Annotated in this window: 14 protein-coding genes; 8 read left to right on the plus strand and 6 right to left on the minus strand. The window is 66.0% G+C overall.

Annotated elements, in window-relative coordinates; translation table 11 throughout:
* Positions 1 to 112 precede the first annotated feature (112 nt).
* From modB to OW493_RS14045, 3 genes are all read left to right on the plus strand, one after another.
* Entirely contained in the window at positions 113 to 805 is a 693-nt protein-coding gene (gene modB, locus OW493_RS14035) for a molybdate ABC transporter permease subunit (RefSeq protein WP_077378349.1), read from the plus strand.
* Entirely contained in the window at positions 798 to 1,970 is a 1,173-nt protein-coding gene (modC, locus tag OW493_RS14040; RefSeq protein ID WP_191237635.1) for a molybdenum ABC transporter ATP-binding protein, read from the plus strand. Before modB ends, modC begins: the two co-directional genes overlap by 8 nt.
* 90 nt (positions 1,971 to 2,060) lie before the next feature.
* Entirely contained in the window at positions 2,061 to 2,876 is an 816-nt protein-coding gene (locus OW493_RS14045; protein WP_258038322.1) for an MOSC N-terminal beta barrel domain-containing protein, read from the plus strand.
* A 74-nt stretch (positions 2,877 to 2,950) separates the two neighbouring features.
* Here the strand turns inward: OW493_RS14045 and OW493_RS14050 are convergent, their stop codons facing one another.
* On the minus strand, positions 2,951 to 3,925 hold the full coding sequence (locus tag OW493_RS14050; RefSeq protein ID WP_255303156.1) for a histone deacetylase: 975 nt from the start codon (positions 3,923 to 3,925) through the stop codon (positions 2,951 to 2,953).
* A complete protein-coding gene (locus OW493_RS14055) occupies positions 3,909 to 5,936 on the minus strand; it encodes an alkaline phosphatase family protein (protein ID WP_240499655.1) in 2,028 nt (675 codons plus the stop codon). The genes OW493_RS14050 and OW493_RS14055 overlap by 17 nt, the downstream gene beginning before the upstream one ends.
* A 321-nt stretch (positions 5,937 to 6,257) precedes the next feature.
* Here OW493_RS14055 and OW493_RS14060 point away from each other — a divergent pair, with 321 nt between their 5' ends.
* Both OW493_RS14060 and OW493_RS14065 read left to right on the plus strand, forming a co-directional pair.
* The gene (locus OW493_RS14060) at positions 6,258 to 6,929 is read left to right on the plus strand and encodes a molybdopterin-dependent oxidoreductase (RefSeq protein WP_289864536.1); all 672 of its coding nucleotides are present in this window, start codon (positions 6,258 to 6,260) and stop codon (positions 6,927 to 6,929) included.
* Positions 6,930 to 7,032: 103 nt separating this feature from the next.
* Positions 7,033 to 9,546, plus strand: a complete 2,514-nt coding sequence (locus OW493_RS14065; RefSeq protein WP_289864538.1) for an ATP-binding protein — start codon at positions 7,033 to 7,035, stop codon at positions 9,544 to 9,546.
* A gap of 38 nt (positions 9,547 to 9,584) precedes the next feature.
* Here OW493_RS14065 and cra read toward each other — a convergent pair whose 3' ends face one another.
* Complete coding sequence (gene cra / locus OW493_RS14070; protein ID WP_077378370.1) at positions 9,585 to 10,577, minus strand: catabolite repressor/activator; 993 nt, start codon at positions 10,575 to 10,577, stop codon at positions 9,585 to 9,587.
* Positions 10,578 to 10,964: 387 nt separating this feature from the next.
* Between cra and ptsP the strand changes: the two genes are divergently transcribed.
* From ptsP to OW493_RS14085, 3 genes are read left to right on the plus strand one after another with little or no spacing between them, the layout of a single operon-like run.
* Positions 10,965 to 13,934 (plus strand): phosphoenolpyruvate--protein phosphotransferase, encoded by a 2,970-nt coding sequence (gene ptsP, locus OW493_RS14075; protein ID WP_289864543.1) that lies wholly within the window; start codon positions 10,965 to 10,967, stop codon positions 13,932 to 13,934.
* On the plus strand, positions 13,934 to 14,986 hold the full coding sequence (locus tag OW493_RS14080; protein ID WP_077378377.1) for a 1-phosphofructokinase family hexose kinase: 1,053 nt from the start codon (positions 13,934 to 13,936) through the stop codon (positions 14,984 to 14,986). Before ptsP ends, OW493_RS14080 begins: the two co-directional genes overlap by 1 nt.
* Positions 14,983 to 16,764, plus strand: coding sequence for a PTS fructose-like transporter subunit IIB (locus tag OW493_RS14085; protein WP_084207929.1), 1,782 nt, complete (start codon positions 14,983 to 14,985; stop codon positions 16,762 to 16,764). Before OW493_RS14080 ends, OW493_RS14085 begins: the two co-directional genes overlap by 4 nt.
* 120 nt (positions 16,765 to 16,884) lie before the next feature.
* On the opposite strand, the gene betT is transcribed toward OW493_RS14085, so the two are convergent.
* The 3 genes from betT to OW493_RS14100 all read right to left on the minus strand — a co-directional run bounded on the left by betT (position 16,885) and on the right by OW493_RS14100 (position 21,462).
* Positions 16,885 to 18,927, minus strand: a complete 2,043-nt coding sequence (gene betT / locus OW493_RS14090) for a choline BCCT transporter BetT (RefSeq protein ID WP_077378383.1) — start codon at positions 18,925 to 18,927, stop codon at positions 16,885 to 16,887.
* 871 nt (positions 18,928 to 19,798) lie between these two features.
* Positions 19,799 to 20,929 carry a hypothetical protein gene (locus tag OW493_RS14095; protein WP_289864549.1) on the minus strand — a complete coding sequence of 377 codons (1,131 nt, stop codon included), beginning with the start codon at positions 20,927 to 20,929 and terminating at the stop codon, positions 19,799 to 19,801.
* A 155-nt stretch (positions 20,930 to 21,084) separates the two neighbouring features.
* Positions 21,085 to 21,462: a hypothetical protein gene (locus OW493_RS14100; RefSeq protein ID WP_077378389.1), complete on the minus strand. Its 378-nt coding sequence runs from the start codon at positions 21,460 to 21,462 to the stop codon at positions 21,085 to 21,087.
* Between the last annotated feature and the right edge of the window lie 48 nt (positions 21,463 to 21,510).

Consider the following 21,510-nt stretch of genomic DNA (forward strand, 5'->3'; position numbering starts at 1 on the left):
AATGACGTGGCTGGCAGAGCGAATCATCGAGCGGGCCATGGCGATGCCATGGGCGCGAGTCGTCTCGTGATCGCGCTGCCCTGCGCCACCTGATCTTGTTCGAGGAGAGTGCATGCTGAGCGCACTGGAATGGGAAGCCCTGAGCCTGAGTCTCAAGGTCGCCTGCGTGGCCGTCGGCTTCAGTCTGATTCCCGGCTTCGCCGCGGCCTGGTGGCTGGCGCGACGCGAGTTTCGTGGCAAGGCGCTGGTGGATGGCCTGTTGCATCTGCCGCTGGTGCTGCCACCGGTGGTGGTCGGCTATCTGCTGCTGGTCACCTTCGGACGCAACGGCGTCATCGGTCAGTGGCTGGCGAAGATCGATATCGTGCTGCCCTTCACCTGGCAGGGCGCCGCCGTCGCGGCAGCGGTCATGGCCTTCCCGCTGATGGTGCGTGCCATGCGCCTGTCGCTGGAGGCCATTGACCCGGGGCTGGAGGCCGCGGCTCGTACCCTGGGGGCCAACCCGCTGCGGGTGCTGTTCACGGTGACGATGCCGCTGGCGCTGCCCGGCATTCTGACCGGCGGCATGCTGGCCTTCGCGCGCGCGCTGTCGGAATTCGGCGCCACCATCACCTTTGCGGCCAACATTCCCGGCGAGACCCGTACCTTGCCCCTGGCGCTCTATACCCTGATCCAGACGCCGGGCGAGGAGGGCGCGGCCGCGCGTCTGTGTCTGATCGCGGTGGTGATCGCGATGCTCTCGCTGTTGTCTTCCGAATGGCTGGCGCGCCGGGCCCGACTCCGGATGGAGGGGCGTGATGCTTGATTTCCACCTTTGCCGCACGCTGGGCGCCTTCCATCTCGATGCCGAACTCAAGGTGCCGGCACGCGGGGTCACGGCGCTGTTCGGACGTTCCGGCAGCGGCAAGACCAGCATCCTGCGCATGATCGCAGGGCTCGACCGCCCGGATCATGGTCATCTGCGTCTCACGGGCGAGTGTCTGATCGGCGGCGAGCATGATCACTGGGTGCCTGCCCATCGGCGCAATCTGGGCGTGGTCTTCCAGGAGCCTCGACTGTTTCCGCACTACAGCGTGCGCGGCAATCTCTGTTACGGCATGTCGCTGGCGCTGACGCGTGCTCAACGCCAGCGCAACCGTGACCACCTGCACGAGATCGTCGCGCTGCTGGGCATCGAGGACCTGCTGACGCGCATGCCGGGGCAGTTGTCGGGTGGCGAGGCGCGGCGTGTCGCCATCGGACGCGCCCTGCTGTCACGCCCACGCATGTTGTTGCTGGATGAGCCGTTGACCGGCCTTGATGGCGCCCGCAAGCAGGAACTCCTGCACTACATCAGCCGTCTGGCTCGCGAGATCGAGATCCCGATCCTGTTCGTCAGTCACGATACCCGGGAGCTGTTCGCCGTCGCGGACCGCCTCGCGCTGGTCGACAATGGGCGCATCACCGCCAGCGGCGAGATCGGCGACATGCTGTCACGTCTTGATCTGGCCCCGCAGACCGGGCGTTTCGAAGCCGGCTCGCTGCTCAGTGCCGAGGTGCTCTCGCACGATGAAACGCATCAGCTGACCCGTCTGGGGCTCGGGGCGGGATTGAGTCTCAAGCTGGCGCGTCTGGCGATGCCGGTCGGGCGTCGGGTACGCCTGCGACTGCGTGCCCGTGATGTCAGCATCGCGCTGGAGACCCCGCTGAATACCAGTCTGCGCAATACGCTGCCCGCCGTGATTCACGAGATCGAGAGCGAGCGCGGCCACGCCAGTGCGGAACTGGTGCTGGGCATCGCCGGCCAGCGGCTCAGAGCGCGCGTGGACCGGCTGGCCTGCGAGGAGCTGGGGCTCAAGGTCGGCCTCGGCGTCAAGGCATTGATCTCGAGCGTCGCGCTCTCCGGCCCGGACGTGATCAGTCTCGATGTCGGAGACGAGGTCGCGCAGCAGGATGAGGCGGCCGGCACCAGCGAGACGACGTCTCCCTGAGTCTCCCGCGATCCCGCTCCCCTGAGCCCCCTCGGGCCTGGCATTCTGGTAATGTGCCTCGCTCGGTATCCATCGACAAGGAAGACCCTGATGCAGCTGACCCACCTGTGGCGCTACCCCTTGAAGTCAGGCGCCGCCGAGGCACTTGAGAGCACGACTGTCGGCGAGGAAGGCCTGACGCAGGACCGCCGTTTCGTGGTGGTCGCGGCACGCGGCAAGTTCGTCACCGCACGCACGCATCCGCAGATGCAGCGTCTGGCACTGCGCGAGCAGTCGCCGGGCCACTGGCGGCTGTGGCAGCTGGACCGCCCGGCCTGCGGTGAGGTGAGCTTCGCGACCCGTGATGAGGCCGAGCGTCTCGACATCCAGGTGTGGGCAGACCAGTTCAGCGCCCTGAGCGTCAGTGACGAGGCGGATGCCTGGTTGAGCGAGCAGCTCGGCATGCCGGTGCGGCTGTGCTGGCTGGGCGAGCGCTCCGAGCGCTATCGCGAGATCATCCGACAGCGCGTGAGTGCCGCGGACGGCTTCCCGCTGCTGCTGGCCAACGAGGCCTCGCTGGAAGCGCTCAATCGCGAGACGCCGACGGCGGATCACGGCATGAACCAGTTCCGGCCGAATCTCGTGATCAGCGGTGCCGAGGCCTGGGCCGAGGATGGTTGGCAGGAGGTGATGATCGGCGAGGTACGTTTCCGCCTGGTGTCATCCTGCACGCGCTGCGCGATGGTCAATGTCGACCCGGCCACCGGCGAGAAGCGTGGTGACAGGGAGCCGCTGACGACACTGGCGCGGGTGCGTCGTTTCGAGGATGGCCAGGTGCACTTCGGCTACAACCTGGTGGCGGTGGACCCGACGCGCCACCAGCCGCTGCGGGTCGGTGATCCTGTCGAGGTCACGGCCTTCAAGTGACGCCTCGCGGCTGAACGCAGACGCCCGCCACCTTCGATGGCGGGCGTCTGCGTTCAGGGGGCGGTTGGCAAGGCTCAGTCCGGCGGCCCGAACAGGGCAGGCTGACCATGCGCCTCACGCCAGACATCCAGCGCTGCCCGGTGCAGCTGACTGTGTCGCCACGCCAGCGCCTCGATATCACGGTCATAGCCGCCGCCGATCACGCAGGCCACGGCCGCGCCCGCCTCGCGACAGCGCTGGATGACATGCCGCTCGCGCCGGTAGAGGCCGCGGTCGCTCAGTTCGAGATGGCCGAGCCTGTCGGCGGCGTGCGGGTCGACCCCGGCATCGAAGATCACGAGTTCCGGCTGCACCCGCGTCAGCACCGCCTCCAGCGTGCGCTCCAGCACCGCCAGATAGTCCTCATCGCCCATGCCTTTCGGCAGGGGTACGTCCAGATCACTCTTCTGCTTGCGGGCCGGGAAGTTGCTCTCGGCATGCAGCGAGAGCGTGAAGACTCGTGGCTCGTCAGCGAAGATCAACGCGGTGCCATCGCCCTGATGGACGTCGAGATCGACGATCAGCACCCGCGTCACGCCATCTTCCAGTGCCTGATGCGCCGCCACGCCGATGTCGTTGAGCAGACAATATCCGCTGGCCGCCTCGGGATGGGCGTGATGGGTACCCCCGGCGGTATTGCAGGCCAGGCCGCGCGTGAGGGCTTCGCGCACGGTGGTCAGCGTGCCGCCCACCGCCAGCACGCTGCGCTCGCGCAGGGCCTCGCTCCACACGAAACCGCTGCGACGCTGGGCCTGATGACTCAAGGTGCCACTGAGAAATTCATGCACGTAGCGGCGGGTGTGCACGCTGAGCAGGTCTTCCTCCTCGGCGGGCTGGGGCATCACCCACTCGACGGCCCAGGCGCAGTCGGCCAACTGGCGGTCCAGCAGCCGTTTGAGCACGCTGAACTTGTCCATCGGGAACGGATGCTTCTCGGGCAGCGCGATGCGATAGCCGGGGTGATGGATCAGCGCCAGTGGCGGGCAGGCAGCCTCAGCGACGTGGGACAAAGTGCACCTCCCGGCCCTCGGTGGTCAGCTGACGAATGGCGATGGGGCGGCCCTTTGCATCGAGATCCACCAGTCCGATACCGCAGGCATTCAGCAGGCGTTCGCCGTGACTTGCGGCATCGTGACGACGTGGCGTGATGCGCATGTTGCGACGCCGTGTCAGCAGGTTGAGCGGTGAGCGTGGGGCGTACAGCCAGCGATTGAGGCGATCCAGCACGTCAAGCAATCCCACCGGGAAGCGGTTGCGGATGCCGCTGCTGGTGATCTGCCAGATGTGCGGGCTGGAGCGGCGGTGCCTGAGGCGCACATCGTAGGCGAAGGAGTAGTGCACATCGCCGGACAGAATCACGAAATGCTGCGGCGTGCGCGAATGGCGGAAGATGTTGAGCATCACGCTGGCGGCGCCCTGGTGGGCCATCCAGTTCTCGGCGTCCACCATCAGCGGCTTGCCGGCGAAGGTGAAGAGCTTCTGGATCGTCTCGATCAGCTTGACCCCGAACACGGGAGCCGGAGACACCAGTACCACCGCGCGCTGCTCCACCAGACGTTGCTGGAGTTCACACAGCGCCTCCCAGTCCATCAGACCCGAAGGGTGCGACAGCTTGCGCTCACTGCGCCAGCGGCGAGTGCGGGTGTCCGCCACGATCAGGGCCGGCGTGGTCTCGAGCTGATAGTCCCAGCGCTCGCAGCGCTCGAGCCGGGCGATCAACGCCTCCTGACGCTCGACGTCGAAATGGCCCTCCGGCGCGGTCTCGGTGTCGGCATGCGCATCGGTGAACAGCTCGCTGGCCTGCTCCAGCAGCTCACCGAGCGCCCGAGGTGCGTTGCCCGCGCCCTGACACAGCAGGTAGCCGGTCAGCGCATTGCCGATGATGCGCCGCGAGAAGGGATTGCCGTAGGCGGCTTTTTCCCAGGCGGCACTCAGATTCCAGTCATCGGTGACGTCGTGGTCATCGAAGATCATCAGGCTGGAGACGTTGGCCAGCAGGCGGCGCACCTGACCGAGCCCAGCGCGGAAACGTGCCAGATGGCGTGCCTCGCGGGCATGGCGCTCGCGGGTGGCCTCGTCGTGGCCTTCGAGCGCTGACGGGTCTTCCAGTTCGACCCCGAGGGCCGCCCACGGCACGTCGGACCACACCAGCAGGTACATCGCGACGACTTCCGACAGGCCGATCAGGTGATTGTCAGCCCCGGTGGAGGTGAAGATGGGCTTGCGCTTGGCGCCGAAGAAACTGGCGGCCAGTCCCTCGTTGGCTGGCATGTCCGGCAGCAGCTGCGGGCGATGATAGAGGTGCGACGGGTGCTGGCGCAGTTCGCGGCTGTCGGAGACCTCGGCGCCCAGCAAGGTCTCTTCCGGCAGTCCCAGGCGCTCGATCACCTGATCGATGGCCCCCAGCATGGGGCCGGCGACGTCATCGGCGTAGATCTGATCGCCCGTGAACAGCATCACTTCCGGCCATTCCAGCGGTGTGGTGCGCCGCTCACTCAGCCAGTGATCCAGTGCGACCAGACCGTCGCCGGCCGGGCCTTCAGGAGCGCTGTCACTGGCGTTGGCACAGACGCGTTCGGCCTCCTTGTCACTCAGGCCGTGATGCGGCTTGCGGCAGCTGCCATGCGCGATGCGGGTCAGCTTCGCCGGCAGACGGAAACGTGGCAGAGGCTCGCCGGGGTAGCAGATCTCTGGGCCCCACTCGGCGATGCCATGCCAGTCGCCGTCCTGCGGCGCGGCGCTACTGTCAGCGGTGTCCTCGCGCTCGCTCAGTGCCAGCTCGTAGGCGATGGCGCAATCGGCGGGCAGGGGAGACTCGGCATGGGCCTCCAGCAGCATCAGCCAGGCATGGGTGCCCAGAGGGATGGCCAGATGCTCCGTCAGTCGGGCAGGTGGCGTATCTGGGAGCCCCGCGAGCGGTGGGCGGCTCTCGTCTTCCGGCAGTAGCCACACGCGGGCCTGTTGAGGGCGCGAGGTCACCAGCCACAGTACGATGCTGTCTGGCGTGACGCGCCTGAGCATCGGACCCGCGAGAACGCGTGGCAGGAGAAGGGAAGGCTCGGGGGACGCTGGGCAATCAGTCATGAACGAAACGGACTCGACGGGTGAAAATGGGCAGCGCTGCAGATCGCGGCCGGCAGCATGGTGTGGGGCCCCGGTCAGGCGACACGACGCGACGCCGAGCGTTCAGAGCGGGGCCGGATGCAGGCCTTCAAAGGCAGCCGAGTCGTCAGGCACGCCTTGTCGCAGGCTCGCAAAGCACAGGGTGGCTGACGTAGAGTTGTGGCTCTCTGCGGACGTGGCGTTGGCAGGATAGCATGGGACAGCAGGATGAAAGAGTGCATGGCAGGCCGCTTCAAGGCCATCTGGACAGAGGCAGAAAGCACTCTGGTGGCGCCTGACAAGACCGGGAAGACAGCCGTGGCGATTCGCGCATGGCGTGGGGCGCGGCGGGTCTCCTCGCTGTGCCTCGCTCTGTTGGCGGCAGGCATTGCCCCGTCGGCCTTGGCGGCGCACGCGTCAGTGCCCCCTGCAAGGGAGTCGCACCCGCTCAAGGCCAACGAATGCCTGCCGTCGCCCAAGGGCAAGGTCGTGCTGACCATCAGCGGCGTGGTGACGTGTGGCAATGCCGGCAGTGAGACGTCGCCATTGGCTCGCTTTGACATGCCGATGTTGGAGGCGCTGCCCTCGCGCGTGAATGCCACCCACACGCCATGGACCCAGGGAGTCGTCCGCTTCAGCGGGCCCTTGCTGCGCGAGCTGATCCAGCGGGTGGGGCAGGATGTCTCGACGGTGAGCGTGAAGGCCATCAATGACTTTTCCGCCGATATCCCGATGTCGGATATCACGCGATACGAGGTGTTGCTGGCGACGCGCCGCGATGGCGAGCCGATGCCGGTACGGGATTTCGGTCCCTTGTTCATCCTCTATCCCTTCGATGCCCATCCGGAACTGATGACGGAAGAGATTCGCTTCCGTAGCGTCTGGCAGGTCAACGGACTGGTGCTGCGATGACCAAGGCTGCGATGACCAAGGCTGCGATGACGGATGTCGTCAAGTCGCCTCCGGGCGCCGTCGTCCTGGGCACCCCCTTCCTCAGGTACCCTCTGGCTCGCGCTTGAATCGGATCTTCTCGTCTCCCTCGTCCACGCCCGGCAACCCACATGATGGTGAGCCGTCTTCCCCCTCGTCGGTGGCGGGCTCCCCTGCATCACGGGATGAGGTGCCGGGCGGCGAGGCCGACTCGCACGCCATGCATGCTCTGGCCCAGGCGCCACGGACACGCTGGCCGCTGTGGGTCGGCATGGCCATCATCATCGCCTTGCTGCTGGCGGCCGTGGGAGTGGGCGGTGTCATCCTCCACAACCAGGTAAAGCTCGAGAACCGCACTCGCGATGATGCCGTCTGGACGGTCTATCAGCTGGACCGCGAGGCCATCACCCTCACCAATTCCCTCGCGCGCTATGCCCAGGCGCAGGGCGTGAAGCGTGGTGCGGCCTGGCAGGAGGTGCTGGAGGATTTCGAGCTGCTCTACAGCCGGACCTTCATCTTCCGGCGCGGCGACTTCCGTCATCATCTGATGAGCCTGGCCTCGGTGCCCATGCTGGCCGATGAGGTGATGAGCCAGATCGACTACCTCGACATCCGATTGGGCGTATGGCGGGAAGAGGGGGAGTGGCGGAAGGAGGCAAAGTGGCGTGAGGGCAGAGAGTTGCCGGACGCCGCCTCTGTCGCGAGGCTGCAGACGCTGAGCGACGAGATCAGTGATGTCACCCAGACGCTACTGCTGCGGGTGAGAGCCCAGCTTGCCGAGGAGTCCACCCAGGAACGCCAGCAGCGCGATCGACTCGTGCATTGGATGCTGTTGCTGCTCGGGCTGATGGTACTGACGACCCTGCTGGTCAGTCGCCAGGTCTGGCTGCAGGCCCGTGCGCGGGAGCAGGCCCGCCAGCAGCTGCTGAGCCTGTCCACGGCCCTCAAGCATGAAGCCGAACGCGCCGAGCAGGCCAGCCGTGCCAAGTCCGAATTCCTCGCCACCATGAGTCATGAGATTCGCACGCCGCTCAACGGTGTCATCGGCATGAGCGAGCTGCTGCTGGCCGAGCCGCTGGACAACAGCGCACACCGGTATGCCACCAGCCTGCGTGACAGCGGGGAGGTGTTGATGGGGCTGGTGGATGACGTGCTGGACTTCTCGAAGATCGAGGCCGGCAAGTTGACCGTCGAGCGGCGACCCTTTGATCTCCAGCAGGCCGTCGATGGCGTCATCGATCTGTTGCTGCCGCAACTGGACAGTACCCGTGTGGCCTTCGTCGATCATCGCTCGGCCCAGCTGCCACGCTGGGTCATGGGAGACTCCGTTCGCCTGCGTCAGGTGCTGCTCAACCTGTTGTCGAACGCCTTCAAGTTCACCCGGCACGGCAGGATCACCCTGATGGTGCATCCGCTGCCGGCGGGGCGAGTCCGTTTCGAGGTCAATGACACCGGTATCGGCATCAGCGAGATGCAGGCCAAGCGTCTGTTCGAGCCCTTCACCCAGGGGGATGCCTCGATCGCGCGGCGCTTCGGCGGCACCGGACTGGGACTGGCCATCGCGCGCCGCCTGGTGGAGCTGATGGGGGGGCGTCTGGGCATGAACTCCCGCGAGGGTGAAGGCGCCTGTTTCTGGTGCGAGTTGCCGCTGCCGCTTGCCCCCATGAGCCAGCCGCAGACCGACTCCCACGCGCCTCTGCCGCTCAGCCGTGGAGAGAAGGTGCTGGTGGTGGATGACAACCACATTAATCGTGAAGTGGCGCGCGCCATGCTCTGCAGTCTCGGCTATGCGGTGACGGTGGTCGAGAGCGGTCAGGCGGCGCTGGACTGGTGTACGGAAAACGACGATATCGTGCTGGTGTTGCTGGATCTGCGCATGCCGCGGATGGATGGCTTCGCCGTGGCGCGAGGCTTGAGGGCTCTGGAGCGGCGCGACGGACGCACCGCCAGCTTGATCGTGGCGATGACCGCCAATGTGGAGGCCGGTGAACGGGCGCGCTGTCTCGCGGCCGGCATGAATGACTTCCTCTCCAAGCCGATGCGCCGTCACCAGGTCGCCACCATGCTGGCGCGCTGGCAGCTGCGGGACGGAGGCCTGGCTGGCTGGCATCAGAGTGAGGCGGAACCGGACTGGGGGGGCGAGCCGGGGCTCCGCCTTCGCGGCGACGCCGGGGGTGAGGCTCAGCGTGATGCTCAAGGGAGAGTATCGCCGGGAGCATGCGCCGAGACGCCAGGCCGCCCAGGGCCGGCGCCGCAAGCCCGTCATCTGGCGAGCCCATCCCCCTCCAGCTTGCGCGATGAGCTGGACACCGCCAGCATCGCCGAGCTCGAGAAGGCCTTCGATGCTCAGCTGACGGAGCAGCATCAACGTCTGACGCGTGCGCTGGCGCAAGGGGATCTGGCGCAGCTCACCCATGAGGCGCATCTGCTCAAGGGCAGTGCCGCAGCGCTGGAGCATGACCTGCTGAGCGATGCCGCTGAGCTGCTTGAACAGCACCTCGCCCGGCAGGCACCCCAGGGACGTATCGAGGCCGCCGTGGATGCGCTGCTGGCGGAAATACGTGAGCATCGTGCCACGGTGGGCGGGCAGGATAGCTGAGCTGGTCGCGGGGCCGGGCCCGACGGCGCGTGAGGCGTCTAGCGGCGACGCAACTCGCGTTCCACCAGGGTCAGGCCCGGAGTGATATCGCTCTGGATGGCGGCGAGCGCCAGGGTGAGGGTGGTATCCGCGATGCGCTGGTGGCACTGGGGCAGCGAATGGATCGGCAGCGGCAGGAAGTCGAGCAGGCGATCATCGCCGAAGCTGGCCATCGCCCTGGGGGCGTTGACAGGCGGGCCCTTCGAGAACAGCACGTCCAGCACGCCATCCATCAAGGTGTAGGAGGCGGTCACGATCGCCTCCGGCATGGGCGAGTGCGCGAGGTATCCGCGCAGTGCCTCGGCACCGGCGGCGCGCTCATAGCGGGCGGCGTGCAGTGTCGTCGCCTCAAGCGGCGTCTGGCTCTGATGGGTCTCGAGCGCCGAGCGCATGCCCTGGGCACGTTCCCGCGATATCTCGAGTTCCGGCAGGGCATCCAGCCACAGCAGGTCTCGTGGTGAATGCTCAAGCACCGCACGGGTCAGCTGGCTGGCGGCATCGGCATTGTTGCTGACCACGCTGGCGAAGTGGCGCGTGTCCAGTGCGCGGTCCACCCCGATCACCGGGAAGCCATCCAGCGTCAGTTCGCGGTAGAAGGGATCATCCGGTGCCAGACAGCTGGCGGTGATCAAGGCATCGACCCTGCGAGCCTTGAGCATGCGGGCCAGTTCGCGCTCCGTGTCGGGGATGTCGTCGGAGCAGACGATGAACAGCTGATAGTCGCGCTCGCGGGCACCGCGTTCCAGCAGCTTGGCGAGGCGTGCGTAACTGGCGTTCTCCAGATCGGGCAGCATGAACCCCAGTGTCCGGCTTTCCCCACGGCGCAGGGCGGCTGCCTGGGCATCGATCCGGTAGTGATGGCGTTGCACCACCGCCATCACGCGCTCGACCGTCTGTGGGCTGATACGTCGTGCCTGTGCCTGCCCATTGACCACATAACTGGCGGTGGTACGTGAAACGCCTGCAAGACGCGCGATTTCTGCCAGGGTCATGCCACTGTCCTTGCTGGAAGAGGGAGAACGGGACCTGCGAGCTCCATGTGCGAGGAATGATGCTCACTTGTGGCCTGAGGTGCAAATCCTCACTGATGACGGTATCCCTCGACCGACCCCTCGCAACCCCGCACCACAGGCGGCTCTACGCCCAATGTCTAGTCACGAAAACCGCTCATCTGCATGGCATTCACTTGATCACGCGCAAGAAAACGGCCAGCATGAATCCATTGAGGTGACACGATTCAGCAGTATTCGTCATCACGCCACGCCGCCGCTACCCTTGTGGTACTCGCCCCATGAAGTGCCGGTGCGTCAGATGTCACGCCCGCGCCGCACGTCACACATCCAGGCCTCTTGCCAGAGAGGGGCCTCAAGGAGCCCGCCATGCTCAGCCTTGCTCATGAGGATGTCCTCCTCGCCGCCCACGCCAATGACTGGCGCGACGCCCTAAATCAGGCCGCTGATGCCCTGGTTGCCGGTGGGCGCGCCACGCCGGCCTATCGTGAAGGTCTGCTGGCTCGCGAAGCGCAGTCTTCCACCTACCTGGGGCAGGGCATCGCGATTCCCCACGGGACACCCGACAGTCGTGAGGCCGTGCTGGCCACCGGCGTGCGTGTCCTGCAATTCCCGCAGGGGGTGGAGTGGCACGATGGCAACCGTGTCTTTCTGGTGGTGACCATCGCGGCGCAGTCCGATGAGCACCTCGATATCCTGCGTTCCCTGACGCGCGTGCTGGACCGCGAAGGCGTCAGTGAGCGCCTGGCATCCGCGACGACCGCGGAGCAGATTCTCGCCGAGCTTGGCCGCGAGGTGATTCCGCCACGTCTGGATGCCGAGACCGTGCTGTGTGGCTTCCCGGCACGCGACCGCGATGAGCTGGTGCTGGCAGGCGCGGCGCGATTGCGTCAGGCCGGTTGCGTCGGGGACGGCTTTCTCACCGCGATGCTCCAGACCGAGCCGAACGCTCTGGGCCAGGGCATCTGGCTGGTGCAGTCCCGACAGGACGTGAGCCAGCCGGCGCTGTCCGTGGTCACGCCCGAGAAGGCGCTGGATACCCGTCACGGGCGCATCAACGCCGTGGCCTGTCTGGCGCTGGACGCTGATGGCGGGCAGCACCGCGTGTTGCTGGAGCGTCTGCTGACGCTGCTGGAAGATGGCGCAGGCGAGCGCCTGCCGGGGATGTCCACCTCCGCTCTGCTGGCGCGGCTGCTGGGGGAGTCCTCCACGGCACAGCTGGCGAGCGTGACGCTGCTCAATGCACATGGCCTGCATGCCCGTCCCGCCAAGCAGCTGGTACAGGCCGCGCGGGACGCCGGCGAGAGTTTCGGCATCATTCCCTCGCTGCGCCTCGAGCAGGGGGAAGGCGGTATCGTCAGTGCCGCCAGCCTCACCAAGGTGCTGGGGCTGGGAGCACGTCGTGGCCAGACGCTGGTCTTCAGTGCCAACGGCGAGGATGCCCGGGCCAATCAGGCCGCGCTGGATGCCATGGTCACGGCGGTCAAGGCAGGACTTGGCGAGTCCGTGGAGCCGCTGATGGACCAGCGTCCCGAGGCCAGTGCGCCGGATGCCCAGCCGGCTTCCGACAAGGTGGCAGCCCCCGAGGCCGACAGTGTCGTGCCGGCGGTGGCGGCCTCGCCGGGCATGGCCATCGCGCCCTGCTGGGTGATGTATCAGCCGCGCTTTCTCTATGAGGCGCGCAGCGATGCGGGCGCCGAGCACGAGGCCCAGCGGCTGGCGAGCGGCATCCAGACGGCGCGTGAGCAGCTGCAGGAGCTGGTCAATCGGGCCGAAGGCGCCGAGATGGCCGAGATTCTCTCCATGCACGAAGAGATGCTCGGCGACCCGGAGCTGTTTGCCGCGGCGCGCGAGAGTCTCGAGGAAGGCCACAGCGCCGAGGCTGCCTGGTGGTCCGCCATCGACAGCGCCGCGCGAGCCCAGGAAAACCTCGCGGACCGTCTGCTGGCCGAGCGCGCCGCTGACCTGCGCGACGTCGGGCGCCGTGTGCTTGGCGTGCTCACCGACACGCCGCTGCCCAGCGCCCCCGAGACGCCGCATGTGCTGGTGACCGAGGATATCGGCCCGTCGGATGTGGCGCGTCTGGATACCTCCCGGGTGCGTGGACTGGTCACGGCCCTGGGCGGGGCCACCTCGCACAGCGCGATTCTGGCGCGTTCACTGGGCATTCCGGCGGTGGTCGGGGCTGGCCCGAGCGTGCTGGCGATCGCCGATGGCAGCGAGTTGATCGTCGATGGTGAGCGCGGGCGTGTCAGCGTGATGCCTTCCGCCAGTCGTCGCGCCCGGGCCGAAGAGGCGATCGCCGGCCATGAACAGCGTCAGGCCGCGGCCTGGGAAACCCGCATGGCGCCAGCCATCACCCGGGATGGCCATCAGGTCGAGGTGGTGGCCAACCTGGGCAATACCGCGCATGCCGGCGACGCCGTCGAGCGCGGTGCCGAAGGGGTCGGCCTGCTGCGGACCGAATTCGTGTTCATGGCCCATCCGCAGGCACCGGATCTCGCCACCCAGACCGCCCAGTACGGTGAGGCACTCGATGCGCTGGATGGCCGCCCGCTGGTGGCACGCACCCTGGATGTCGGCGGTGACAAGCCGCTGCCGTACTGGCCGCTGCCGCGAGAGGACAATCCCTTCCTCGGGCTGCGTGGCATCCGTCTGGCGCTGACGCGTCCGGAAGTGCTCGAGACCCAGGTCAGGGCGCTGCTGATGGCGGCGGGCTCCCGCCCGATCCGCCTGATGTTCCCGATGGTCAAGGACCTTGCCGAACTGCGCGCTGCACGTGCCATCGTCGAGCGCGTACGCAGCGAGCTGGACGCCGCCCATGAAGCCGAGCACGGCCAGCCGCTGGTGCGTGACGTGCAGGTCGGCGTGATGATCGAGATTCCCTCGGCGGCGCTGACGGCCGCCAGCATCGCCCCCGAAGTCGATTTCTTCTCGGTGGGCACCAACGATCTCACCCAGTACACCCTGGCCATCGACCGCGGCCATGCCACGCTCTCCGCACAGGCCGATGGGCTGCATCCGGCAGTGCTGCGTCTGATCGAGATGACGGTGGCGGCCGCGCATGCCCATGGTGCCTGGGTCGGCGTCTGCGGTGAGCTGGCCAGTGATGATCAGGCCGTGGGTGTGCTGGTCGGCCTGGGGGTGGATGAACTGTCCGTCTCCAGTCGCCAGATTCCGCTGGTCAAGGCGCGGGTGCGTGAGCTGGATCTGACCATGGCGCGCGAACAGGCACGCGTCGCCCTGGCGCAGCCGACGTCGGAAGACGTGCGCAGCGCGCTGGACAGTCTGATCGAACAGAACGCCCAACCCCATCCCCGGCAGGAGGAGCAGGTGTGATGACAGCTTCCCATCACTCGCCATCACACCCGGCCGCTGACTGTCCCGTGCTGTGCGTGACGCTCAATCCTGCGCTGGATCTGAGCATCGGGCTGGACAGTCTGACGCTGGGAACGGTCAACCGTGCACGCAGTCATCATCTGGAAGCCGCAGGCAAGGGCATCAACGTGGCGCGCGTGCTGGCGACGCTGGGCCACCCGGTGACCTTGAGCGGCTTTCTGGGGGCCGACAATCAGGCCGATTTCACCGTGGCCTTTGCCGACTGGGGGCTGGTGGACGCCTTCGAGCGCGTGGCCGGTGCGACGCGCATCAACGTCAAGCTTGGCGAGGCCAGTGGCCGGGTCACCGACGTGAACGGTACCGGCATGCGGGTGGACGAGGACGCCCTGGCACGCCTGGAAGCGCGCATCGATGACTGGATCGACCGCCAGCAGGCCGAGGGCAATCTGCCACGTTGTGCGGTGGTGATCGCCGGCAGTCTGCCGCCGGGGATCAGCCATGCCCAGCTGGCAGCACTGGTGAGTCGCGTGCGCGAACGCCATGTCGCCTGCTGGCTCGATACCAGCGGTGCCGCGCTGGAAGCGGGGCTGGCGGTGCCGCCCACGGCGGTGAAGCCCAATGAACAGGAGCTGGCGCTGTGGGCCGGGGAGCCGCTGGACAGTGATGCGGCCCGCGAGCGTGCGCTCAGGCGTCTGATCGATCACGGCATCGAGCAGGCGCTGATCTCCGCCGGGCCGGAAGGCGTGCTGTGGGCCAGCCCCGGCGCCGCCATGCTGCGCGCTCGGCCGCCGCGCATGCAGGTCGTCAGTACCGTCTGCGCCGGCGATACCCTGCTGGCCGCCATGCTGCATGGCGTGCTCTGTCAGCCCGATGCCTCACCCGAAGACCGCAAGCGGATTCTGCGCCATGCCACCGCACTCTCCGCCGAGGCCGTGACCCATCCCGGTCCCGGCAATCCGCTTGCCACCACACTCAAGACCCTCCAACAACACACCAGCATCGAGACATTGGCGTCTGCCGATGTCGAGACAGCCGGAGAGCCACGCCAATGAACGTCATCATCGTCACCGCCTGCCCGAGTGGCATGGCGACCACCTTCCTGGCGGCGCGCCGCCTGGAGCAGGCCGCGCGTCGTCGTGGCTGGAATCCGATCATCGACATGCGCTCGCGCATCGAACCCGAGATCACCCTCAGCGAGGCGCAGCTGGCGGAGGCGGAGCTGGTGCTGATCGCCGCATCGCCGCTGGCCAGCGTGGCGCTGGACGACTTTCTCGGCAAGCGGGTGCATCTGGCCCCCATCGAGGATGCGCTGCCGGACCCGCAGGCCTTTCTGGAGCTGGCCGACTCGCGTGCCCGGGTGCTGGAGCGCAAGGACATCGCGGCCCTCACGGACTCGGCCGCACCCGCGTCTGCTGCCGGTGGGACACCCGTCACGTCGTCCCGGGGGCCGTCCATCGTGGCGGTCACGGCCTGTCCCACCGGTGTGGCGCATACCTTCATGGCCGCCGAGGCACTGAGCGAGGCCGGGCGGACGCTGGGCTATCCGACCCGTGTCGAGACCCAGGGCTCGGTCGGTGCCCAGGATGCGCTGACCGAACAGGAGATCGCCGAGGCCGAGGTAGTGATTCTGGCCTGTGACATCGAGGTCGACCCGACCCGCTTCGCCGGCAAGCGCGTCTGGCGCACCTCCACCGGTACCGCGCTCAAGAAGCCGCGCGACACCATCGAGCAGGCGCTGGAAGGTGCTGAGGTGGAATCCGCCACGGCCTCTGGCGGTCAGGGTGGCCAGCAGAAGGGCGAGAAGCGCGGTCCCTACAAGCACCTGCTGACCGGGGTGTCCTTCATGTTGCCGATGGTGGTGGCAGGCGGCCTGATGATCGCGCTGTCCTTCGTGTTCGGCATCAAGGCCTTCGAGGAGGAGGGTACGCTGGCGGCGGCGCTGATGCAGATCGGTGGTGGTTCGGCCTTCAAGCTGATGATTCCGGTACTGGCGGGCTACATCGCCTACTCGATCGCGGACCGCCCGGGGATCACGCCGGGCATGATCGGGGGCTGGCTGGCCGCGACACTGGACGCCGGGTTCCTGGGTGGCATCATCGCCGGCTTCCTCGCGGGGTACACGGCCTCTGGGCTCAGCCGCTACGTGAAGCTGCCGCAGTCCATCGAGTCGCTCAAGCCGATCCTGATCATCCCGCTGGTGGCGAGCATGGTCACCGGGCTGGTGATGATCTATGTGGTCGGCACGCCGGTGGCGGGGCTGATGACGGCGCTGACCGAGTTCCTCGAGTCCATGGGCTCGGCCAACGCGGTCCTGCTGGGCATTCTGCTCGGCGCGATGATGTGCTTTGACCTGGGTGGGCCGGTCAACAAGGCCGCCTATGCCTTCGGGGTCGGCCTGCTGGCCAGCGAGACCTATGCGCCGATGGCCGCGATCATGGCCGCGGGCATGGTGCCGGCGCTGGGCATGGGGCTGGCAAGCTTCATCGCACGTTCCAAGTTCGCCGAGCCGGAGCGTGAGGCCGGCAAGGCCAGCTTCATTCTCGGGCTGTGCTTCATCTCCGAGGGCGCGATTCCCTTTGCCGCCAAGGACCCGCTGCGCGTGATTCCCACCTGCATGGTCGGTGGCGCCGTGACCGGTGCCCTGTCGATGCTGGTAGGTGCCAAGCTGCTGGCGCCGCACGGTGGTCTGTTCGTGCTGTTGATCCCCAATGCCATCAACGTCCCGCTGATGTATCTGGGCGCCATCGTCGCCGGCACTCTGGTGACCGCAATCAGCTATGCGATGATCAAGAAGGGCGCACAGCAGGTCGAGACCGTCGCCGCGACCTGAGATGTCCGGTGCCTCGGGCACCCGTGACGTGATGGCGCAGACATGGAAAAGCCCCCGCCGGGAGACCGGCGGGGGCTTTTGCGTTGCAGGCCGAGCGTAGGCTCAGCACCGGATGACGACTCAGTCGATGTCGGTCTGCTTGCCGATCACGCCTGGCATCACCGGGGCTTCATTGACCGTATCGTTGCGCACGAAGGCCAGATGCTGCTGATAGGCGGTGACCACTTCATCGAGCACCTGAGCACGCGACAGGCCGTTGAGCTCCTGACCGCTGCCACCCTCGGAGAGGTGGACGGCCAGACGCAGGTAGTAGTCATCGTTGGCATCGATGAAGCTCGGCGTCTGGTGACGCACCGAACGCACCTGGTAGACGAAGTTGGAGGCATCCTCGAACTCGACTTCCAGTGTCACGCGCGGCAGCGGCTCGCCCTCTGCCGTCTCTTCACTGACGGAGGAGACCTGGCCGCGGCGGTTGAGCTCTTCGGCCAGCTGGTTGAGCGCCGGACGAATGGAGCGCTTCAGCGTTGCCTCGGCACTGCCGCTCTTGGCGAAGTCGAGCACGTGATCCAGACGCTCGTGCCAGTCGACCCCTTCATAGACGCAGCTGTTGTCCTGACGCACGTTCTCCTTGCGGTCCTCGATCATCAGCGCCTTGTACATGCCGATCATCATGAAGATCAGCACGATGGAGAAGGGCACGGCGGTGATCACCACGGCGCTCTGCAGCGCGCTCAGCCCCCCGACCATCAGCAGAGCCAGCGTCAGCAGGCCGATGATGGCGGACCAGAAGATGCGCAGCCAGATCGGCGCATCGTGGTTGACGTCCTTGAGGATGGACGTGAAGTTGGCCAGTACCAGCGCGCCGGAGTCGGCGGAGGTCACGAAGAACACGATCCCCAGAATCGCCACCACGGCGGTGGTGATGGTGGAGTACGGCAGCTGCTCCAGGAAGGTATAGATGGTGTTCTGCGGTGCGTTCAGGGCTTCGGTGGCTAATGCGCTGACGCCCTGGTTGGCGACCATGTCGATGGCCGAGTTACCGAAGACGCTCATCCATACCATCATGAAGCTCAGCGGGATCAGCAGCGCACCGAACACGAACTGACGGATGGTGCGGCCACGTGAGATGCGCGCCAGGAACAGGCCCACGAACGGGGTCCAGGCGATCCACCAGCCCCAGAAGAACAGGGTCCAGCCGCTCATCCATTCATCGGTCCCCGGCGTGTAGGCATAGGTATCGAAGCTCTTGGCGGTGAACTGGGTCAGGTAGTCACCGATGTTGAGCACCAGCGCGTTGAGCAGCTGGGAGGTGTCGCTGACGGCCAGCACGAAGATCAGCAGGGCGGTGGCCAGCAGCATGTTGAATTCGGACAGCAGGCGAATGCCTTTCTCGACACCGGTGATGACGGAAATCGTCGCCAGAATCATCACGCCGATGATCAGTGCCGCTTGCACGGCGAGGTTCTCGGGCACGCCCAGCATGAACTTGAGACCGTAGTTCAGCTGGATGACGCCGATGCCCAGTGAGGTGGCGATGCCGAACACGGTGGAGATGATGGCGAAGATATCCACGGCGTTGCCGATCGGGCCATTGATGCGGTTGCCCAGCAGCGGATAGAAGGCCGAGCGGATGGCCAGCGGCAGGCGGTGGCGATAGCTGAAGTACGCAAGCGACATGCCGGCGAGCACATAGATGCCCCAGCCGGAGAGCCCCCAGTGGAAGAAGGTTTCCACCATGGCGTTGCGGATCGCCGCCTGGGTCTCGGGGTCCCCCGTGACCGGTGCCACATAGTGGGACAGCGGCTCGGCGATGCAGTAGAACAGGATGTCGATGCCGATACCGGCGGCGAACAGCATCGCGGCCCAGGACATCAGCGAGAATTCAGGACGCGAGTCGTCCGGTCCCAGGCGGATGCGCCCGAAGCGTGAGCAGGCGATCAGCACACCGAAGACCAGATAGGCCACGATGGCCAGCATGTAGAACCAGCCGAAGGTATCGATGGTCCAGCTCAGGGCATTGCCGATCCACTGGTCAGCCAGTTCGGTGAACAGCATCGCGAAGGCGAGGAACGCCACGATACCGATGATCGATCCGTAGAAGACCGTCGGATTGATGCGACTCGAGGTCGGCGCAGCGCTCTCGGAGGAAGCGGGTTTCTGCATGAGGAACTCCTGTCATGGGGAAGTTTCACTCGTGCGTAGTGCTTTGCTGACAGCCTGCGGCTGTGGGGGCAACGGCAGGGTGTCAGCAAAGACGGACACGAACGGCACGGGCCTCGCTCAGCACCCGTCATGGGTAGCGCTGAAGCGGTGGCAGTGTCGACTGGCAGGCGGAGGTATGGCAGGTCCATCCGCAGGCAGCAGGCGAGAACGGCCTCAAGGCGATTCACGAAGGTCGGTCGGCGGGCGCCTCGGCAACGGCATGCCTGGCGACTGTCTCGCGACCTTCATCATGGTGAACGTTCACAGGGCGCTGCTGGACGTCAGAGACTGTCTTGCCAAGATCTCTGACTCCGACATCTGCGCGGCGCGAATTCCTTCGCGGCCAGTGCCGGGTCCGCTTTCCGCTGACGGTTGCAGGCATCCCCCTGCGGTGGCTTCTGTCATGGACACCGTTGCTCAATGCCCTGTCGTTCGAGAGAACCCTCGGACGGGGGAGCTCAGCAGTCAGGAAAGCACGACTCTCATCATCACGCCATGTAATGCTCAAGGCCTCGCAAAATTATTTTAATTGATTGTTCAATAAAAATATAACCCCCATTACCCAAAAAGACAGGGGGACTGTCGCTTTCTCTTATGAACCTGTCGCGATCCGTCGGGCGCGAGCCCTCATGCCAGAGCCTCCCGTCAGGAATGTCGCGGAGAGAGACATTTCTGTCGCCAATGGACGAAAACGACACCGCCCCGACCACCAGAAGGCGGCCGGGGCGGCATCGTTTTCGCGTTTTCTTCCCCACAAGACCGATCAGGGTCACTTCATGGGGCGTGTCTGGCTGGCACCTGAAAAGGGGAGTCGCCTCTCAGGTGCCGCGCATCAGGCCTGCGGAGCCGGCTCGCCCGGTCCCTCCTGCGGACCACCGTGCGGGCCGCCATGACGCATGCCATTGGCCATGAAGGCCTCCAGCGCGTCCAGCTGTTCGGCGGACAGGACATCAGCCAGTTTCTCGCGGCCTTCCTGACGCAGTTCCAGGCGCTGCTCCTTCATCTCCTTGCGCATTTCCTGACGGGCCGCGACACGCTCCTGTCTGGTGTCGGCGTCCTTCATGGCATCCCGCATGTCGTCGTGCATCTCTTTCATGCTGTCATGCATCTCGTCACGCATTTCCTTGCGGACTTCCTTGAGCGCCTGCATCTGATCATCGCTCAGATTCCAGCTTGCCAGCAGGGCCTTCATGCCCTCGCGCTGTTGACGCTCCGCCATCTTCGGGCCGCGCTTGTCGCGCTGGTGCATCATGTCCAGCACCTTGATCTGGTCATCGTTGAGCACCTTGGCGAGGCGCTCGTGCTGCGTCTCGCGCAGTTCCTTGAAGGCGGCCTTGCGCGCTTCACGCGAGTCGAAGTCGGTCTCCTTGAGCGACTTCATGTCGTCGCGCATGGCATCGAAGGAATCCTTGAGGGATGCACGCTGGTCGTCATCCAGGTTCCAGCTGTCGAACAGGGCGCCCATCAGTGCCATGCGCTGATCGCCATCGCGTCCCATGTGCTTGCCGCCGGCCGGCTTGTCCTTCATGGCCATCGGCTTGTCGCCATGCTTGTCGGCCCCATCAGGGCGCTTGGCATCATGCTTGCCGTGCATCGGCTTGCCTGCGGCCCAGTAGGCTTCAAGCACCTTGACCTGGTTGTCGTCGAGAATCTCGGCGAGGGCGGCCTTGTGCTGGTCACGCTGGGCCTTGATGGCATCACGACGTGCTTCGCGAGAGTCGAAGGTCTGTTCCTTGAGCTGCTTGCGGCTTTCCATCTGCTGCTGCTTCAGCGTTTCGAGCTTCTGTTTCTGAGCATCGCTGAGGTGCCAGCTGGCGAGAATCTTGTCCAGGCCTGCCTGGCGGCCGGCGGCACCGTCGTGCTGTTCCTGTTGCTTGACGCCGCTGGCGGCCATGGCGGTCATCGGCAGTGCCAGGGCGGTCAGCAGACCGGAAACGATGAGCTTGCGAGAAATGCGGTTCATGGCGTACTCCGTATGTCGAGATAAAGAACTGCGTTCATGCGATATAGCGAGTATCGGCGGCGAATGTGCCGGGATTGTGCAAGTACTCGCGGGTAAGTGTGCAATGTGTCATGTCAGGATCTGCAACGCTGTCGCGGCAGCCTGCCACGAGGCCGTCAGTGCCGGGCTTGCTTGCCCGTGCTGGCCTTGTCGGGGTAGTGGCGATCGAAGTGCTGATGAAAACGGCTTGTCTGCTCGGCGTTCAGGATTCTGTCGACCTTGGCCAGATAGTCCTGACGGGCCTTGGCCAGCGCCTTTGCATCGTGGTGGCTCTCGGCCGCCTGACGCTGCTGGCGGTAGTGACGATATTGCGTGTCGAGGGTGTCGCGCTGACTGACGTTCAGGCTGATGCCATCCAGCAATACGCTCAGGGAGACATCGGCGGCGCTGGCGCTGCTCACGGTCAGCGGTGACACCATCAGCATGACGCTCAGCATGCCGGCACTGATCAGACGAGTGCGAGGACGCGCACGCTTGGCAGGACGGTGGGACATGGCGAATACCTCACTTGTGGCGTGAGCCCGAGCTCATGCGGCAGTCGA

It is taken from the genome of Cobetia sp. 14N.309.X.WAT.E.A4 (genome assembly GCF_030397495.1).
Lineage (GTDB): Bacteria > Pseudomonadota > Gammaproteobacteria > Pseudomonadales > Halomonadaceae > Cobetia > Cobetia marina.

Coding starts and splice junctions, on each gene's coding strand:
- modB (WP_077378349.1), top strand. CDS start 113: ATGCTGAGCGCACTGGAATGGGAAGCCCTGAGCCTGAGTCTCAAGGTC.
- modC (WP_191237635.1), top strand. CDS start 798: ATGCTTGATTTCCACCTTTGCCGCACGCTGGGCGCCTTCCATCTCGAT.
- OW493_RS14045 (WP_258038322.1), top strand. CDS start 2,061: ATGCAGCTGACCCACCTGTGGCGCTACCCCTTGAAGTCAGGCGCCGCC.
- OW493_RS14055 (WP_240499655.1), bottom strand. CDS start 5,936: ATGCTCAGGCGCGTCACGCCAGACAGCATCGTACTGTGGCTGGTGACC.
- OW493_RS14060 (WP_289864536.1), top strand. CDS start 6,258: ATGGCAGGCCGCTTCAAGGCCATCTGGACAGAGGCAGAAAGCACTCTG.
- cra (WP_077378370.1), bottom strand. CDS start 10,577: ATGACCCTGGCAGAAATCGCGCGTCTTGCAGGCGTTTCACGTACCACC.
- ptsP (WP_289864543.1), top strand. CDS start 10,965: ATGCTCAGCCTTGCTCATGAGGATGTCCTCCTCGCCGCCCACGCCAAT.
- OW493_RS14080 (WP_077378377.1), top strand. CDS start 13,934: ATGACAGCTTCCCATCACTCGCCATCACACCCGGCCGCTGACTGTCCC.
- OW493_RS14085 (WP_084207929.1), top strand. CDS start 14,983: ATGAACGTCATCATCGTCACCGCCTGCCCGAGTGGCATGGCGACCACC.
- betT (WP_077378383.1), bottom strand. CDS start 18,927: ATGCAGAAACCCGCTTCCTCCGAGAGCGCTGCGCCGACCTCGAGTCGC.
- OW493_RS14095 (WP_289864549.1), bottom strand. CDS start 20,929: ATGAACCGCATTTCTCGCAAGCTCATCGTTTCCGGTCTGCTGACCGCC.
- OW493_RS14100 (WP_077378389.1), bottom strand. CDS start 21,462: ATGTCCCACCGTCCTGCCAAGCGTGCGCGTCCTCGCACTCGTCTGATC.